Annotated in this window: 11 protein-coding genes; 8 read left to right on the forward strand and 3 right to left on the reverse strand. The window is 45.0% G+C overall.

The window, feature by feature from the left end; translation table 11 throughout:
* Positions 1–4: 4 nt before the first annotated feature.
* Positions 5–1,057, forward strand: a complete 1,053-nt coding sequence (locus tag E0496_RS30790) for an LCP family protein (RefSeq protein WP_141505795.1) — start codon at positions 5–7, stop codon at positions 1,055–1,057.
* An 81-nt stretch (positions 1,058–1,138) separates the two neighbouring features.
* Positions 1,139–1,378, forward strand: a complete 240-nt coding sequence (locus tag E0496_RS30795) for a hypothetical protein (protein WP_141505796.1) — start codon at positions 1,139–1,141, stop codon at positions 1,376–1,378.
* Between the two features lie 39 nt (positions 1,379–1,417).
* On the opposite strand, the gene E0496_RS30800 is transcribed toward E0496_RS30795, so the two are convergent.
* The gene (locus E0496_RS30800) at positions 1,418–1,957 is read right to left on the reverse strand and encodes a YhcN/YlaJ family sporulation lipoprotein (protein WP_141505797.1); all 540 of its coding nucleotides are present in this window, start codon (positions 1,955–1,957) and stop codon (positions 1,418–1,420) included.
* 118 nt (positions 1,958–2,075) lie between these two features.
* Here E0496_RS30800 and E0496_RS30805 point away from each other — a divergent pair, with 118 nt between their 5' ends.
* Positions 2,076–3,407: a PhoH family protein gene (locus E0496_RS30805; RefSeq protein WP_141505798.1), complete on the forward strand. Its 1,332-nt coding sequence runs from the start codon at positions 2,076–2,078 to the stop codon at positions 3,405–3,407.
* A 112-nt stretch (positions 3,408–3,519) separates the two neighbouring features.
* On the opposite strand, the gene E0496_RS30810 is transcribed toward E0496_RS30805, so the two are convergent.
* Together E0496_RS30810 and E0496_RS30815 are read right to left on the reverse strand one after the other, a co-directional pair.
* A complete protein-coding gene (locus tag E0496_RS30810) occupies positions 3,520–5,064 on the reverse strand; it encodes a response regulator (RefSeq protein WP_141505799.1) in 1,545 nt (514 codons plus the stop codon).
* Between the two features lie 14 nt (positions 5,065–5,078).
* Entirely contained in the window at positions 5,079–6,806 is a 1,728-nt protein-coding gene (locus E0496_RS30815; protein WP_206669918.1) for a sensor histidine kinase, read from the reverse strand.
* A 245-nt stretch (positions 6,807–7,051) separates the two neighbouring features.
* On the opposite strand from E0496_RS30815, the gene E0496_RS30820 reads away from it, so the two are divergent.
* The 5 genes from E0496_RS30820 to E0496_RS30840 all read left to right on the forward strand — a co-directional run bounded on the left by E0496_RS30820 (position 7,052) and on the right by E0496_RS30840 (position 18,677).
* Positions 7,052–8,425: an ABC transporter substrate-binding protein gene (locus tag E0496_RS30820; RefSeq protein ID WP_141505801.1), complete on the forward strand. Its 1,374-nt coding sequence runs from the start codon at positions 7,052–7,054 to the stop codon at positions 8,423–8,425.
* A 57-nt stretch (positions 8,426–8,482) separates the two neighbouring features.
* Positions 8,483–9,352 carry a carbohydrate ABC transporter permease gene (locus tag E0496_RS30825; RefSeq protein WP_076336724.1) on the forward strand — a complete coding sequence of 290 codons (870 nt, stop codon included), beginning with the start codon at positions 8,483–8,485 and terminating at the stop codon, positions 9,350–9,352.
* 4 nt (positions 9,353–9,356) lie between these two features.
* The gene (locus E0496_RS30830; RefSeq protein WP_141505802.1) at positions 9,357–10,175 is read left to right on the forward strand and encodes a carbohydrate ABC transporter permease; all 819 of its coding nucleotides are present in this window, start codon (positions 9,357–9,359) and stop codon (positions 10,173–10,175) included.
* A gap of 46 nt (positions 10,176–10,221) precedes the next feature.
* Complete coding sequence (locus tag E0496_RS30835) at positions 10,222–16,410, forward strand: S-layer homology domain-containing protein (protein WP_141505803.1); 6,189 nt, start codon at positions 10,222–10,224, stop codon at positions 16,408–16,410.
* 110 nt (positions 16,411–16,520) lie between these two features.
* Positions 16,521–18,677: a beta-galactosidase gene (locus E0496_RS30840; protein ID WP_141505804.1), complete on the forward strand. Its 2,157-nt coding sequence runs from the start codon at positions 16,521–16,523 to the stop codon at positions 18,675–18,677.
* Positions 18,678–18,729 lie beyond the last annotated feature (52 nt).

Below are 18,729 nucleotides of genomic sequence, written 5' to 3' on the forward strand. Positions count from 1 at the left end.
CCATATGAGTAAAGGAACTACAGAATTACCATCAAGAGCGGCCGCCCGTCAGCCGGTAAAGAAAACCAAGAAACAGAAGCCAAAGAAAAAACGTTCCGTACTGAAAATGTTTTTTGTCGTGCTATTTGCCATTCTGCTTATTATTGCGGCAGGCTTGGCGTATTTGGTGTTCAAGGCTGATAAAGCGGTTGACCAAATATCTGTGCCAGGCGAGACGGAAGTCGTTGTGCCCCCGGAAGAATCTGTGAAGAAAAAAGCGGTTGGCATGCTGCTCATGGGCATCGATTCCCGCTCCCATGGCGGAGGCTTGAATACGGATGTCATGATGGTAGCCGTATTTAACCCAAACAGCAAATCAGCGACGATCGTAACGATTCCCCGCGATTCCAACATTGACATCGACGGCTATCGTGCACGGAAAGCAAATGCCTTCTATGCGGACTTTTACATGAATGCATTAAATACGAAAAAAATGAAAAAAGAAGCAGCTTACGCAGACGCGAAGCAAGAAGTGCGAACCGTCATGAGCAAGCTGTTTGATATTGATCTCAAATATACCGCCGTCATTAACTTCCAAGGCTTTGCCGACGTCGTGGATGCACTGGGCGGGGTGGAGGTCGATGTCGATATGCGCATGAAGTACAAGGATTCGGCTGATGGCACAAATATTGATTTGCAACCTGGCTTTCAGCGCTTGAGCGGGGAGAAGGCGCTTGATTTTGTCCGTTACCGCAAATCGAATAATGGCAAAAACATGTCCAGCGACTTTGACCGCAACAAAAGGCAAAGCCAAGTGATCGGAGCGCTAACGGACAAAATGAAGTCTTTGGACGGCATTACGAAATTAGGTTCTGTAATTGAGGCGGTTGGGAATAACTTAACAATGGATATGCCTTCCAATGAAATTAAAAACATGATGTCTACCTACCTCGGCATCAGCCGTGAGGAGGTTACATTCATCCCGCTCGAGGGAACGTGGAAAAGTCCTTATGTTTATTTGAGCGAGCAGAATCTGAACGAAGCTCGGGCTGCCCTTCAGGCAAAAATGGCTGAATAGCCATAGACTGCCGATAAGGATTTGGATATAATAAGCTTACAGAGGCCGTTTCTGATATTTGTACAGAAGGAGGTCATGCGAATGACCCAAGCCGTATTCGCAAAGTCCAAGCAACCGATCGAAGATCTGCCTATGCAAACTTTCGCTCTACTGTACGAGATGAATAGGGTATCTGAACAACTATCCTCTGGCGTGTCAAGTCACGTGGATGTTGCAAACGGCGTATGCTTGTCCTCTGTCTATGTGATTGACCAAACGAATAAGAACCTTGCTGCGGACAACTTGGATGTACAGGTTTATGCTGCCATGAAGAAAGCCTAGTGAATAGCTCACTAGGCTTTTTGTGTCTTCGGGGAGCCTTTACAATTTCTTATTCATTTTCTGAGCTTCTTGTTTCTCCGGCTCTTGTGGCAAGACGTCTCGCGGCATCTGTGGAATGATTCTTCCGATGATATCAGCCATTTCTTCAGCGAAACCGGCAATCGGCCTGCCGCGTCTGATATCGGCTCCAATTTCATTAATACGCTCGGATAGATCGAGATCCGCGGTGACAAGAGCATCTACGCCGTAAGGGTCCTTGCGGAAGGCTTCAGCCACGGAATATTTAATGGTTCCGACTCTGGAGCGTTCCATCTTGGCATCTACATCAATGCCAACAATCGCAGTATTTCCGAACACGACACAATGTGCGTTCGTCACGCCGTCAATTCCTTTGGCCAACTGCTCCAGATGTGCCGCAACCTGCTTCGAATCTTTGATCTCTTTTTTCCTCGGTTCGGTCTGCTGAGCCCGCACACGGCCATTATTTTGAGGAGAGGGTGATGTCTCATTACGTGCGACGCTGCTGCAGCCTGTCGCTACAATCGCGATAATGATCATAGAAATTAGCCATTTGAACATGTTTGCCACCTCTTTTTTTACGTTGAAAATCATATAGTAACTTGTCGCCATAGTTTACCCGCAGCTGCGCTTTGCTATGTATGGCCTCTAATGAATATCCAACGCCGGGAGGGTTCTCATGAAAAAAATATTCGTGCTCGATACAAATGTGCTGCTTCATGATCCGCAAGCGATTTTCGCTTTCGATGATAATGAGGTCATAATTCCCGCGGTTGTGTTGGAGGAAATTGATTCTAAGAAGAGGCTGGCCGATGAATTAGGACGCAATGCACGCTCGATTTCGCGTCTGCTTGATAAAATGAGAGAGAAAGGCCATTTGCATGAAGGAATTGAGCTTCCAAGCGGCGGCGTGCTCAAGGTAGAATTAAATCACCGCAGCTTCATGCGCGTACAAGAAATGTTTGGTGAGATGTCCAACGACAATCGGATTTTGGCGGTAGCTCTGAATTACCACATCGAACAGGAAAATGAGCCAGAGAAACAAAGCATTGTCTTAGTCAGCAAAGATGTGCTTGTCCGTATTAAAGCGGATGTGCTCGGCCTGCAGGCACAGGATTATTTATCGGACCGCGTGGTGGTATCCTCCGAATTTTATACCGGATATATGACGCTTTACGTTCATCCGGCAGTGATTGATGAATTTTACACGTACCGTTTTCTTACGGTGAATAATATGCATTTGAACATTCGTTTGAATCCGAATGAATTTGTCATTCTGCGTGATGAGATGGGTACCTCCAAATCCGCGCTTCTGAAAGTAAGCCAGGACGGCGCAAGACTGGAGCCGCTTTATTTAAGCAATGATCCGGTATGGGGCATTACCGCTCGGAATGCGCAGCAGCGCATGGCGCTGGAGCTGCTCCTGAATGACGATATCCCGCTTGTTACGCTATCCGGTAAGGCAGGAACCGGCAAGACGCTCCTCGCGCTCGCTGCAGGTCTCCTGAAGACGGAGGATGAGCATAAATATAAGAAGCTGCTCATCGCAAGGCCGGTTGTGCCAATGGGTAAGGATATCGGGTATTTGCCAGGCGAGAAGGAAGAGAAGCTGCGTCCATGGATGCAGCCGATTTATGATAATCTCGAATATTTATTCGACACGAAGAAATCGGGCGATATTGATAAAATATTGATGGGGATGGGCAGCATTCAAGTCGAAGCGCTCACTTATATTCGCGGCCGCTCTATTCCGGGGCAGTTCATCATCATCGATGAAGCGCAGAATTTAACGAAGCATGAAGTGAAAACAATCGTTTCCAGGGTCGGTGAGGGCAGCAAGATTGTACTCATGGGCGATCCGGAACAAATTGACCATCCGTACCTCGATTCCATCAGCAATGGCTTGACTCATATTGTAGAACGCTTCAAGAACGAAGGCACCAGCGGTCATATGACGCTCGAGAAGGGCGAGCGCTCTAAGCTGGCTCAACTTGCTGCAGATTTGCTATAGCCTATAATAGAGAACCTTGATGGCCAGATATTTGGCTATCAAGGTTCTTTGCTATTGTAATCAGTCTCCTTGGTGTATCAAGGGGGTTCATTTTGTTCAAATCGATTCGGTATTAGTTAGAGATATTTTTGTATTCTTTAGGTGTGGTCCCAACGACTGTTTTAAAGACGCGGCTGAAATAATGATGATCCTGATAGCCTACGATTTCTGCAATGTCTTTCAGCAGCATGGAGGGGTAGTTAAGCATGAGTGATTTTGCTTTCTCCACGCGCAGCGCGGTAATATACTCCACGAATGATTTGCCGCTATTGTTACGGAATAAGTTACATAAATAGGAGCTGGAGATATGGAATCGTTTCATTAAATCACCCAATGTTAGTGCTTCCTTCAGATGAGAGGAGATATAACTTTCAATCTGTTGGAAGAGCAGGGCGCCTGAATCGGATTCATGAACCTGAGGCTGGAACACGTGAATGATTAAATCCCAGAAGGAATCTGCCGTTTCCGAGAACGAAGACGAGACAAAGCATATTTCCTCTATTCGAATTTCCAGAGTTTTACTTGTTACGATGTCGATAGGAGGCAATTGCTGTTCCAATAATCGAACGATGGTCTTTACGTTTTTTTCCAAATATAAGAGGGGAGTATGTTTGCTGCACCAGTTCCGAAAGAGATGATAAATGAGTTTCTTAATTTGGTTCCAGTCACTTTTATTCAGGTAGAGGGAGAGCTGCTCGACTTCCTCGGCTTTCAATAAAAAATCATCATGGACAGCCTCTGAGAAGTTAGCTAAGGATATGAGCTTAGGCTCTCCAATGACCAAGTTCTTGTATAGCTCATCCATCAGTTTTTGCTGAACGATATGGATATCTGCCAAATGACTCAAGTTATTACTGTAAGCAATGGAAGGACTAAGGCCTTTGTTCATAAAATGATGCTGTGAAAACTGAAGAAGATTATGCAGCTTTAGAGCTGAATCTTTCTGAAAACCAATCAGGATCGCAAGCTCCCGCCTACTCTTTGTCCGCAATACCCAAAGCTCTTCCTGTTCGTCGAGGTAGCTTATGGCTTTGCTATAGTAGTTTTTTTCTGCGCTTAAGGACTGGGGAAGCAGTAAATCATTATCGATCGAGAAGTCATGATCTGGAATGATCAGCAACCCATAATTGGAGTAAGGAAATAACCGCTCTTGGATAAGCTCAGGTAACGAGGAGTTTCGTTTCGATTCAAGAATCAATTGTAAAATTTCTTTACTCCGAGAATAGGTTTTGTTTGTTAGTCTTTCTTGAATCCGTAAAAGTACGTTTCGTACGGCATCTGCTTCAATGGGCTTTAACAAATACTCCTCGACGTTAGCTCGTAACGCATCTCTGGCATAATCAAAGGTGGAGAAGCCGCTAATAATGATGACTGCGGTGCTAGGCCAACGCTGCTGGACTTTATGAGCCAATTCAATGCCGTCCATCGCCGACATCTTAATATCCGTAATAATGACATCTGGAATTAATAAGGGGATTTGATCAAGCGCCATCTGACCGCTATAACATTCCGCGATAATTTCAAACGAATAGTTCCCTTCTTCGGAGGCTATCCGAATAATTAGTTCTTTTAATTGCTCCAGAAAAACGGGTTCGTCATCTACAAGCATAATCTTCATTACGTGTATGCCTCCTAGAGAAATTTAATATTGCCGGACATCATGATGTAAGCTCCCCTATTCACATTGTTACCTACCGTGTAATGAAGCTGGTTTTTCAAGATCAACTGCATCCTCGCCAGGGTGCTGCATAATCCCAACCCCCCGAATCCCAATCGATCACCTTGCGCGTGGGTATCGAGTTGTTGTAAATAGGATTCAACCTTATCGCGTATCGTTGGCAAGATGGTCTCTGAAAATCCAATTCCGTCATCCTGCACAGTCAACTCCCACCGATCTCCGATAATCTTACCGGTAATACGGATAGTAAGGGTGTGAGCATCTCTAAAGCCATGTTGGAGGCAGTTTTCCACTAATGGCTGAAGGGTTAGTTTAGGTACGATCAAATCATCCATTTGTTGATCCAAATCAAAGCTGTACTCCAAGCGGTATAAGTAACGGGATTTCATGAGCTCTAAATATTTCCTTGTGAGCTCTATTTCTTGTTTTAATGAAGTTACAGCTGAGCTGGTAGCAGAGGAATATCTTAAGAAATCCGCTAGATTAGACGTGATTTTATTGATTTTATCCGTATCCCCTTTATCGGACAAAGCTTGAATTACTCCTAGCATATTAAAGAGAAAGTGGGGATTGATCTGTGATTGCAGTGTATCGAAATGGGATTGCAGCTGTAAGGTGCGAAATTGGATAATTTGCTGTAATGAGTTTTGCAGCCGATCATTCATAATCCGGAAGGCTCGGTTAATCTGATCAACCTCATTCATTTTATATTTATTCTCAATGCCCAGGGGCTTGTCTACCAAGTCAATTCGATCTATGCTGCTTTTTAGCTTAATTAAGGGATTTATTAAAATTTTGGCTAAAAAAGATAAGAAGAATACGGAAAAAATAAGAAACACCGCAAGAGATGCGATAAAGATGTTTCGAAGTAATCGAATGGGGGAGAGCACAAGGTCCTTGGTGACGGCTAGCTCGGCAACGATATATTTCTTGCTGGTTGTTTTCGTAAAAGTATAGTAGTTATCTCTGTTATTACTCGTAACTTCTAGTTCTTCGTTAGCTATCATGGTGTAAAAAGCATTGCCTTTGTCGTCCAATAAACGGAGTTGGCTTCCTTCCCAATTGAGTGAATCAACGGATGCAAGAATATCGGCGGCTTTGATCTGTACTTCGATATATCCCGATTGCTGGTCGTTAGGGTCAATTGCACGGATGAAGGAAAAAATGGAAGGCTGCTGTTCATTCGTCCATTCGTCGCTAGCGGAATATCGATAAAACGTATTGCCGCGAAGCGGAGCGATTAAGGAAATCCAAGTATGAGAGGCTTCCGATTCATAGATATTATTAACGATGGGTCTGCTTGAGAATAGAAGACCGCTATTAGCATAGAGAGTAATACGATATAGGTCTTGATAAATGGAACTGTTAATCTGGATAAATTTATCAAGGGATTGCGTTGCTTTTAGTCTTTCGATTGTATCAGTAGACTTATTAAGAACATTAAGATAATGTATCATCGTATTGCCGGCAGCATCATAATTCAGATAAAGCTGCGTGGAGATATTATCAAACTCGTTCTGAAAGGCATTCAATTGATCAGACACGCCTTGAACTGACTGCTCTAGGTTAGAGAGAGTACTGCTTTCGATATTTTCTTTAATGTAAAAATAAGAGGGAATGGATACGCCAAGCGTACAGACAATAATAATCAGCATGTAGGTTAGGAATAGTTTTGCTCGCAAGCTGCTGAAGGAGAACATTAGCATCCACCTATCATCTTCGATTTCGTTCATTTTTTTAATACTGTAACATGAACCTATATCAATTGAAATAGAATCAGGATTAACTATGGAGCTAGACTGACGATTGCGAGATGTAGATAAGATTATCCACCTGCGATGAATAAGAATGTCTATTTCGTTTGATGAATACAGACGGTACACTGAGAACGACTCAACCAATATCGATTTGAAAAGAGGGGAAAAGTATGAGAAAAAAATATTTCGGGAAAGTTTTTGCTGCAGCGATATTAGCTTTGTTGATGGTGGTCGTTACAGCATGCGGCAGTGGGAATAATGAGGGTTCAAGCAGTTCCACGAACAATGGTAGTTCGCCAAGCGCTAGTCCATCTACACCTGAAGAAAGCCCAAGTGCATCTTTGGAGAAGATCAAGATCAAAGGGATTGGACATGCGAGCTGGTTTAAAAGCGGTATGGATGAAGTCCTAATCGCAGCAGCTGAGAAAACAGGCATTGAATTAGAAATAGAGAAAATCCCAGAGGGTATGGATGGCGTTAATCTAGTCAAAGCCCGCTTTGCTACTGGAGATAAGCCGGATCTACTGTTCTACTACGCTGGTCTTGGGGATACACAAGGCTTCGGTAAAATGTCCGATACATTCGTTAGCCAAGAGGATCAGCCGTGGATAACTAATTTTGACAAGGAATCTTGGAAGGGCATTATGACAGCTCTTGAAGACGGTAAATATTATGGAGCTCCATATGGCGGTTCTAATACAAGTGTAGTTCTGTATAACAAAAAGGTATTCGAAAGCTTAGGGCTTCAAGTACCCACGACGATGGATGAATTCTGGAGCGTTAGCGAGGCGCTCAAGAAAGGCGGGAAAATTCCGGTATACCTTTCCGGTAAAGATGCATGGACATTGCAATTACCCGTGCAGCATGCACAAGCCACATCTTCAACGGCTGAGATTCTCGCTAAAATCGATGTTAATCAAGCGAAATTCACAGATTGGTCAGCTCGTAAGACAGGGCTGCAGTTCCTTAAAGATGTGACTTCTAAAGGGCTGACGAACAAAGATGTGCTGTCTGATACTTACGATAATGCACAGAAAGCTTTGGCGACGGGCGAAGCAGGCATGTACATTATGGCGACTTGGGTGATGACCGATATTGCCAGTAAATTCCCGGATCAGACAGCAGACATTGGCGCGTTCATTATGCCTTATCAGGGTGCTGATGCCGATAAAAGCTATATTTTTGCACCAAATGCCGTCTTTGTGGTCAAAGGTAAAAATGAAGAAGCTGCACAGAAGTTTGTTAACTTCTTCGAATCTCTAGAAGCGCAAAATATTTTCTTCGGCAAAGATGGCGGAATTCCAGCAATTAAGGGAGTAACGGTGACATCACTAACACCAGCAGAGCTTGAAGCCAAAGCCTTTTTGGATGCCGGTAGAGCAAGTGGCGACGGGTTTAGTATGAAATACGATATCAACGCGGCTTTCCCAGCTTATTTGCAGGATATCATTATTGGTGGGAAAACACCGGAACAAGTGCTAGAAGCGCAACAAAAGGATTATGAAAAAGCAGCAAAAGCCAAGGATGATCCAAACTTCAAGTAAAGACATTAGAAAGAGGGGGGAGTTCAATACTCCCTTCCTTTTATATAGAGGTGCCGAATGATAAAAAAAATGTATTATAGCTACTGGCTGCTGTTGCCTGGCTTGTTGATTTTTAGTGTTTTCTTCATTTATCCAAATCTAACAGGATTTCTATATGCCTTTACGAATATGGACGAAAGTTTCAAATATACTCGGTTTGTTGGATTCGACAATTTCAAATCCTTGTTCCAGGAGGATGATCAGGTTATCGCGTTCAAGAATACCTTTATTTTTGCCATTATTACTACCGTTTTTAAGATTGTTTTAGGCTTGCTGCTTGCGTTGCTGGCCAATGCTAAGTTAAGGACAACACTCTTTTTTCGATCGATGCTATTTTTCCCAGTTCTTCTAAGTACATTGGCAGTTTCACTTGTATTCAGTGCTTTGCTGCATCCTAGCAGGGGACTTTTAAATGTGTTTCTCGAAACGCTTCATTTGGATATGCTTGCGCAATCATGGTTGACTGATCCACAAATTGTTATCTTTTCTGTGAGTTTTGTTGAAATTTGGAAGTGGACTGGTCTATCGATGATTCTATTCTTAGCGGCACTACAAACGATCCCTCAGGAATTGAAGGAGTCGGCGATGGTTGAGGGGGTTAACTCTTGGCAAATGTTCCGACATATTACGCTTCCTTTAATAATGCCAATTGTTAATACAAACGTTATTCTCAGTGTAATCGGCGGTTTGAAGGTATTTGACATTGTATATGCCTTGACAGGGGGAGGACCAGGAAATTCATCCCAGGTCATTAACACAATCGTATTTAAGAATTTTGCTGCAGGTAGAAATGGGGAGGCTACGGCAGCAAACGTCATGTTGTTCCTGATTGTCCTGGTGATCGTGCTGCTGGTCAATAAGGTGCTGAACCGGAAGGTAGAAGGGTGATCAGATGCGCAAATGGAAAAAAAGATTACTAGAGCTGATTTCCTTGGTTCTAAGCGGAATCGTAGCAATACCCTTATACATGGTTATTGTGAACTCTCTTAAGAATCAAAGCGATGCAGCAGACCTAAAGTTGACACTGCCTAAAGATTGGTCAGGTTTTAATAATTATACAGAGGTATTTAGAATTGCACGTATTCCACAAGCGTTCTGGATTACTCTGTTCATAACCGTTGTATCTGTTGTCCTTATTATTATCGTTTGTGCAGTTGGCGCTTTTGTTATTGAACGCAGAGATAGCCGTCTTATGAGACTGTTGCAGCACGTTCTAATAGCGGGAATGATCCTTCCTGGCTCTATTATTACAACCTATTATTTAATGCAATCGCTGCATCTCATTCGTACGCTCACGGGGATTGTTTTACTTTATGTAGCCACTAATTTCCCCTTCATGACTTATTTGTATATTTCATTTCTTCGAGGCGTGCCTAAAGAACTCGACGAAGCGGCTATTATCGATGGAGTAGGAAGGTTTAAATTATTTTTTAAAATTCTCTTTCCGTTATTAATGCCAGTCAATGCATCTGTTGTTGTCCTTTCATCCATGAACATTTGGAATGATTTTCAAACGCCATTTTATTTTCTGAATACGGCAAGTCGATTTACGTTAAGCATGACCATTTATTTCTTCTTTGGTCAACATTCCAGTGACTGGAATTTGGTGTTTGCCAATATTGTGATTGTCTCGTTGCCCGTTATTTTATTGTATATATTCGTCCAAAAATATATTGTTTCAGGTCTTACTGCTGGTGCAGTTAAGGGTTAATAGAGATAGCTATTCATTATAAGAGTAATGGGAGGCGTTTTCTCAGATGAAGCAGGCTATGAAAAATGCGAAAAATAAACTTCTAAAGGTAACACTTGTTATTGCTGTTTTGGTGGCTACTTTGCCATCTTATGTAATTAACGCCGCAAATGATAGTAGCGTTGATACGCCGGCTTTACAATCAACGACTGAATACTTATGGCTAGAAGGAGAGAATGCGCAATCCTACGACGGAGGCTACCAAGTTGTCGGAGAAGGGGCTTCCAGCGGCGCCAGTTTTTTGAAGTTATATACTCATGATGCGAATACCGTCGCTACAGCGAATTATCAATTGGATATTCCAGCAACGGCTAAATATGATATTTGGGTGCTGGGTACGCCTGGAGATAACATATGGCTGTCGGGTTACAATTGGAAGCTGGATACAGGTGCTTACAGCGCTGCTGGCTCCTTTTACGGAGAAAGCGTATTTACTACGCCGGATGGCATGCCATTCTATTGGATTAAGCTGAGCTCTACTGATTTGGAGCAGGGTCAGCACGATTTGGGGTTTCAAACGAATACCCCGAGACAGGGAAATTCGGACGGGTTATACTCGCAAGGAATTGATGCCGTGGTGGCTGTGCCGCATGCATGGGAATGGAAGCCTAATGAATTGGAACAGCCTACAAATATGGTTCTTCCTGAAGCGGATTCCCTGTGGGTAGAAGGAGAGGATGCGCAAGCCATCAATGGAGGATATCAAGTCGCGGGTGAAAGCGCCTCTAGTGGAGCTAGTTATTTGAAATTATATACTTACGATGCGAATACGGTCGCTACGGCGGATTATCAATTGGATATTCCAGCAACGGCTAAATATGATGTTTGGGTGCTGGGTACGCCTGGGGATAACGAGTGGTTATCAGGTTACAAGTGGAAGCTGGATACAGGTGTTTATAGCGCTGTTGGCGAAGCTTTCGGAGAAAGCGTGTTTGGTACGCCGGAAGGCATGCCGTTCTATTGGGTAAAACTAAGCTCAATGGATTTGGAGCAGGGTCAGCACGACTTGAGATTTCTAACGGATACCCCGAGACAAGCCGCGTTGGACGGTTTATATTCTCAAGGGATTGATGCTGTGGCTGTCGTGCCGCAGGTGTGGGAATGGATACCAAATGGGTTGGAACATCCTGCACCCAAACCCATTATTCCTCCTAAATATGTCTGGATGGAAGGCGAAGCTGCTTCTATAACCGGAGAGTATCATTCGAAATATAATGCTAAGGCAAGCGACAAACAAATTCTTGAAATGTATACAATGGCACCGGGGGCTACGGGCACAGCGGATTATGAGTTTGATATTCCTGAAGCCGGAAGCTATTCCATCTGGGTATTGGCTTCACCCGGAGATAACCCATGGCTATCCCCATTTAAGTGGAAGCTGGATGCCGCCAGCTATAAAGTCGTCGATTCCCCTTCAGCTAATACGGTGTATGTCACACCGGAAGGATTGCCTATGTCATGGCAAAAGCTAGGTGTATCTGAATTAAGCCAAGGCCAACATTCGCTAGGTTTCTTAACTGATACGCCAAGGCAGGCCTCTTTAGATGGCTTGTATTCGCAAGCAATTGATGCTTGGGTTATCGTTCCGGATTCGTGGGGATGGTCTCCAAAAGGCCTCAATAAGCCTTTTAATGGGCAAGAAGTGAAATTTAGTTTTGTTAGCGGCGAACTAGATAAGACCATTGTGCAAAGAGAGGACATATTGACCGTCACCACTACGAATAAGGTGGAAGCAGATTTTAACGGCGAGCTGTACTTCTTTGCCGATCTGATGCTAAACGAAGAAGTCGTATCACGCGAGGTTGTTCCTTCCGTTAAGAAGAGCTGGACGAATGGGGAAGAAAATGTTCAGACGATGCAACTGAAAATTCCATTTAATGCACCTGATGGCTCTTACGAGGTGAGAACGGGAATCGTCGATATTCCTTACACGAATGCGCCGGATGGTAGCGACTCCGTACTCGTGCAGTCATTCGCAATGGGATCGGCTCAAGGGGATGCGCCGGAGCTTAAGACGGAAATACAGGAATTGATCATACCGCAACAAATGAACCGTGAGGCGACCCTGCAGGGAACGGCTTCCTTCGAATTGCTGCAAGCTGTGGATTTCGATACGACAGCCTATCTAAGCTTCTGGAAAGATGATGTATTGTGGGGCGTATCGGAGCTTGCATCGGTGAGTACATCTAGCTTGTCCGTCGGTGAAAATAAGGAAGTCGCGTTCGATTTCCAGCTGCCCAAGGACATTCCAGCCGCGAGCTATGTTGTCCGATTTGGACTTCATAAGCTGCAAGCGTTACCATCGACACCGAGCTCGACGGTTGTTTCCACTACGGCATCGAGCGATGGCTACAAGCCGCTCACGAATGGCAGCTTCGTTGACAAGAAGCTAGGTGAAACCCACTTTTGGTATGCAGACCAAAACCATACGATGATCTGGGATGGGGCACCGTTTGTTCCCGTAGGGGGGTTGTTTACCTCTGATTATTTGATTTATTTCTCTACAACGGATGCGGCTGCCAACAAAGCGCGTTGGGAAGACGATAAGCAGGTTTTACAGTATATGAAGGCTCAAGGGTTAAAGGATTTGTATATTAATGCCGTCGTACATGGAGCTGGAATACCGGCATGGGCATGGCAGTGGTTACTCGATTATTTGGATGAAGAAGGATTTACTTACGGTATTCAATTTAATGCGATCAACCACGGAGATGAGGAAGAGGTCGTTCAGACTGCGTATATGCCTAGGGCGAGCGATGGGGCTACGTCACTCAAGGCAGCCAGCGGCGGACAATTCCTGAAAATGTACACTAAAATTCCCGGCTCTAAAGGGACAGCGGATTATTCATTTCATCTTCCAGCCGCGGGGAACTATGACATTTGGGTGCTAGGCACGCCGAATAATCAATCCTATGTTTCCACTTACCAGTGGAAGCTTGACAACGGGGCTTATCAATCAACGGGAGCTGCATCTGGCGAACCGGTATATAGTACCATTGAGGCCTTGCAAATCGGATGGCATAAGCTGGATTCTGTACAATTAGCAAGCGGAACGCATTCACTTGGCTTCTTGACCGACTCGCCGAGACAAAGTGTCAATGACGGCTTATACGCCCAAGGGCTCGACGCGATCGCGGTAGTGCCTGAAGCTTGGGCATGGACACCGAATGGAATCGCTAAACCGAATCATCCGATCAGTGATTACGCCTGGATTGAGGCGGAATCAGGGAACGTTACAGGAGCCTATTTATCCGGTTGGCTGAAAGTGGAGGACATTACCCAAAGTGGCGAAGTCTCTCTCACCGTTCCATCCGCTAACGTTCAGAATGCAGTAGCGCCAGCTTCAAGCTTTAGCATAACGGCTATATCTAATTTGTTTACAGTCATTAACCCCAAGACGGGGGAAGTGGTCGCTTCGGGCAAAGGGACGGTGGAGAAGCAGAGCGGCAGCATGCTTGAATTTAAGGCGGATGTCACGGTACCGACTTTAAGTGATGGCACGTATACGGTCTACTTTACTCCTCAGGTGAAATACAAGAGTCACGTACTGGTCAATATTTGGGATAAGGGAGATCTCTTTCTTGATAAAATCAAGAGCCATGTCAGTAAGTTAAGGCTCGGGCCTAACTTCCGGTTATTCGTAGACCCGGTCAATAACGAATCGGGCGTATATGCCGAGAACGAGAGCATGTTGATTGATTCGCCTGTCTATCGCGCTCAATTTATTACGTGGCTGAATAATCGTTATTCGACGATTGAGGATTTGAATGAGGCATGGAAAATGCTGACACCGCTTCCTTCTTACGAAGCAGCAGCCCGTCTCGTGCCTATCGTGAGGGGGGAGAGGGAAGAAGCTTGGAAAAACCAGCTTTTGCTAGTCGATTCAGCATCTCCTGATATCATGTACAAAGCGGATGCCTATCAGGGTCGACTGTGGGATGATTATGCTGATTTCCGGGACTATTCCTTTAACGATTATCAAATGAAGGTTGCCGACGCTATTAATGAAATTGTATCTATACCTGTTATTTATAAATACGTTTCAAGCCAAAGGAAGTATTTTATCAACCATAAGCAATCCGGCGGTTTTCAAGGCATAGGTGGAGAAGTATACGGAAATACAGAGTATTTGGTAAGGGAGCGGGCCGGATATCCTTACTCGGCAGCCGAACAGTCTGCGCAAACGATGTGGCTGATTACAACCGAAACACAGTTAGATGAGAATATGGAGCAGAAGTATAATTCGGGTGTGAAAGGCTATCCGGATCAGCAAACGATGTACAATCATTTCGATAATTTGATCAAGAGCGGCTCGAAAGGCATTTATGATTTCTTGCTCAATTGCAGCTATCATACAGCTTGTACCGAAGCTTATGCCTATTACACAGCCAAGCCTATTCAATTTGAATGGCTGGATGAATATCGGACGAATCTATTAGATCCAGATTCGTTAGCTGAGCTGGTTGCTTATCGTCCGGAGGTTTATTATGCCTACCCCGCAGGAGAAATGTGGTGGGGACCTAACAGACGCAATGTCGTATTGCCTGGAAATGACTATCAGGGTGGAGCAACGCTTACGACTGCGAATGACAAATGGGTGCTGCCTACATTCGATCCTAAGGTAAAAACCGATGTACTGCTCGTCAATCTCGAGGATGATCCAGCGACTACGGTTTATGGAAAAGCATTGCTGGAGTTAGGGAGCTTAAAGGATGGAACGCGAGATACCGTCTATATGGGTTATCGCCGAAATTTAGGCGCATTGCCGGAGATTGATAGCTATTTCACGAACGAATTTACAACGTTAGAGAATGGGACGGTTGTTCAGGTTCTGAATCCACAGGCAAGTGCTACCGCTGAGATTGTATATCAGACGGCCGAAGGCAAAGTATGGGCACTCAGGGACGGAAACCTTTGGATTATTGGGGATACAAACTGGATACAAAGCTTTGAAGGCAAGGAGCCGAAAGGAACGGCCAAGTACATTGATGAGTTGGATTTTGCAGCTGTAAATGGCACTACGCCGACACCATCACCAATAGCAACGCCAACGGCAACACCAACGCCAACACCAACGGCAACAGCGACACCAACGCCAACAGCGACACCGACAAGCAACAATAGTAATAAAACAAGTCGTTTTGTGATCGATGAGGGCAAGGTGATTGTAGAGCTTGGCAGCAATGAAACTCTCTTTTCAGTACCCCTAGAGAAAGTGGGGAACCTTCCTGTGCAGGTGAAATCGGGAGCGGCCGTATTTACGATTAATCCAGCCGTACTTAGCAGGCTTTCAGAGCAGGCGGGGGTAACATCGGGCGCTATTCTCGAGGTTCAAATGTTGCCTGTAAAAGATTCGAACATCTCGAACTCTCCGGTACGGGGAGGGAAAGCGCGAGTAGTCGCCGCAGGCCAAGTGTATGAGCTTAGCATTACGTTAACGAAGCCAGATGGAACGGTGTACACAGCTGAACAAGTATCGGGTGACGTGGAGATCACATTGCCTTTTACAACGGGATTGGATCAGGATCTTCTAGGCATTTATTTCTTTAACGAGTCTACAAAGCAATGGGAATATGTAGGCGGTACGGTAGATAGGGTTACGGATACGATAAAGGTCAAGCTTAAGCATCTTAGCAAATACGCGGTGCTGGAGTATAACAAGACTTTCGAGGATGTTCCAGCAGCTCATTGGGCCGCTAGCACACTTCAAGTACTGGCAGCGAAGCATCTTGTAACCGGCGTGACCGAATCCATATTCAAGCCTGCAGCCTTGACGACCCGAGCTGAATTCACTGCTCTACTGGTTCGGGCATTAGATCTTGAGCTCACGGACATTGCTACAGGATTTAAGGATGTTAAAGCGGATTCGTGGTATGCGAAAAGCGTTCAAGCTGCTGTAGCGGCGGGTATTGTTACAGGAATAAGCGAAGACAGCTTCAGACCGAATCAACCGATCACACGTGCGGAAATAGCGGCTCTGATGGGGAGAGCACTTAAGCTAACGGGGAATACCGCTAGCGGTGATTTGTTCTCCGATACGCAAGAAATACCACGCTGGGCATTGTCTTACGTAACGGAGCTTAAGCTTGCAGGCCTTGTCCAAGGCAGAACAAACAATCGTTTCGCGCCACAGGAAAAGGCAACGAGGGCGGAAGCAGCAACCTTTATCTTTGCCATCATCAAGGATAAGAACTAAGACGGTTAGGATAGCGGCCTCATAGCCTTTCGTGAGGCCGCTCCACCCCTCTTCAATTAAAGTAGCGCAGTTGGTCAACAGGGTAATTATCATAAATAAGAGGTGTTAGTATGTCGAAAGCAGGTTTCATTCCTTTTGGTTTTCAGTATTACCGTTCCCCAACTCCCTATCGGGATCAATGGGAAGAGGATCTACGCAACCTATCCCAAATGGGATTTAACTGCGTAAAGTTCTGGGTGCAGTGGCGGGCAAGCCATCCAGCCGAAAACACTTTTGTATTTGACGATATCCGGGAGCTAATGGATATAGCCGGCCGTTATGGATTAAAGGTTGTGCTCAACACCCTATTTGACGTAGCTCCGGCGTGGTTTTACAAGAAATATCCAGATTCCAAAATGATTACATCAGACGGAACGGTTATTGAACCGAGAGCGTTAAGTTACCGACAAATAGGCGGAGCTCCAGGCCCTTGCTATCATCATGCGCCGGGACAACTGGAGAAAGACAAGTTTTTGGCGGAGGCGGTAAAGGCGTTTAGGGATCATCCTGCTTTGTGGGTATGGGACTTATGGAACGAACCTGAGCTGACAGCCGGAATTAAACGTGAGCTGTCCTTTGATAATCAGGTTTGTTATTGCGGGCATTCTTTGCAAGCATTCGGAGGATGGCTGGAGCATAAATATGGCACGCTGGAAGCACTTAATTACAAATGGCAGCGTACCTATCAAGATTGGGATGAAATTGAACCCCCTCGCGGGCAAGCCGTATTTAACGATATGGTCGATTGGCGCTTGTTTATGTCAGATGCTTTAACGGATGACTTGAAAAGCCGCGTAGCGGTAGTCAAGCAATTCGATTCCATTCATCCTGTCATGGTGCATACCGTTCCCTCCCCGATTTTTAATCTCATTACGGCAGGGTCGGATGATTTCAAATTGGCGGAGCCTTGCGACTTATTCGGCAATAGCTTGGGATCGTCGGCCTGGTCCGCGGATCTCTTGATCTCAGCGGCGAAGGGAAAGCCGATTATTAATTCGGAAATTCATGCGCTGCCTGGAAATACGGCACTCAAACCGCAAAAGCTTCCATGGCTAGAGCTGAAAAAACATATATTAATCCCGCTCGCTAGAGGCATAAGCGGTTTTTTGTTCTGGCAATACCGTCCAGAAGTGCTAGGACATGAGGCGCCAGCATGGGGAAGCACTTACTTGGATGGAAGCGAAACACCGTGGCTAAGGGAAATGGCGAGCTTAAACGAGACGATTCAAGCGAATCGCAATTCATTGCTCAATTCGTACAGACCGTCGGATGGAGTCGCCATTTTGTTCAGTTCGGAAAACCAAATTGCTAATTTCTCCGTTTACGCGCATTTGGATACCTATACAGATTCCGTACAAGGAGCACACAAGCTTCTGCATGATTTGAACTACAAGGTCGAATTTATTCATGACCATGATATTTCAAAAGAGGAATTGGCCAAGTATAAATGCCTGTGGATGCCTTACCCTCTCTATTTAAACAAACAAATGACGGATGTCATTCGTGAGTGGGTAAGCGAAGGCGGAATTCTTCTGTCCGAATGCTCCTTTGGAGCTTTGCAAGCGGAGGATGGCACGCATAGTTATCAAGTGCCTGGTTATGGGTTTGATGAAGTATTTGGAATACGTGAAACGTGGATTCACTCTATAGAAAATTTAGATCATAGCTATCATCATGTTACGGTTCAATCCAAGCAGAAAATTCCATTGAACAGTGCGCTTGGAAATGATCCTGCTCAAGGTTCCTACTACAAAACGGAAATTGAGTTGCTAAGGGATGTAAGAGTTGCCGCTACATTCAGTGAAGATAACTCGGCTGCCGTAACGGTTGCAGATTACGGGAAAGGGAAAGCGGTCTGGGTAGGCACCTTACTCGGCGCATCCTATTGGCAAGAAGAGGATAGGAATACGCTTGATTTTATGCGGAAAATACTTGAGGAAGAGCTTGGTTTGGAGCCTTATGTGAAGGTTCATGGCGATCAGGCTCGTGCAGATGTTCTGGAATGGAAGCATGATGGCGAAGAGGGCGCCTTTCTATTTGTTCATAACACGACGAATAGGGCTACGGAGTTTACTGTGAGTTTGCCATTCACCTATGAGCGAGTAACGCCATGGTTTCCAGAAGGAGCTAATACCTTAGAAGAGAACGATGTTACCGATTCTATAAGGCTATCCCTAAAAGCAGGCGACATTCAAGTGTTTCAATTGCATCAGCCATTTACTCGTTGATTCAAGCAGCAGCGCTTTCTGTTATTTGCATAAAAAGACAATCTAACGAAAT

The sequence above is a fragment of the Paenibacillus luteus genome (assembly GCF_006542765.1).
In the GTDB taxonomy this organism is placed as follows: domain Bacteria; phylum Bacillota; class Bacilli; order Paenibacillales; family Paenibacillaceae; genus Pristimantibacillus; species Pristimantibacillus luteus.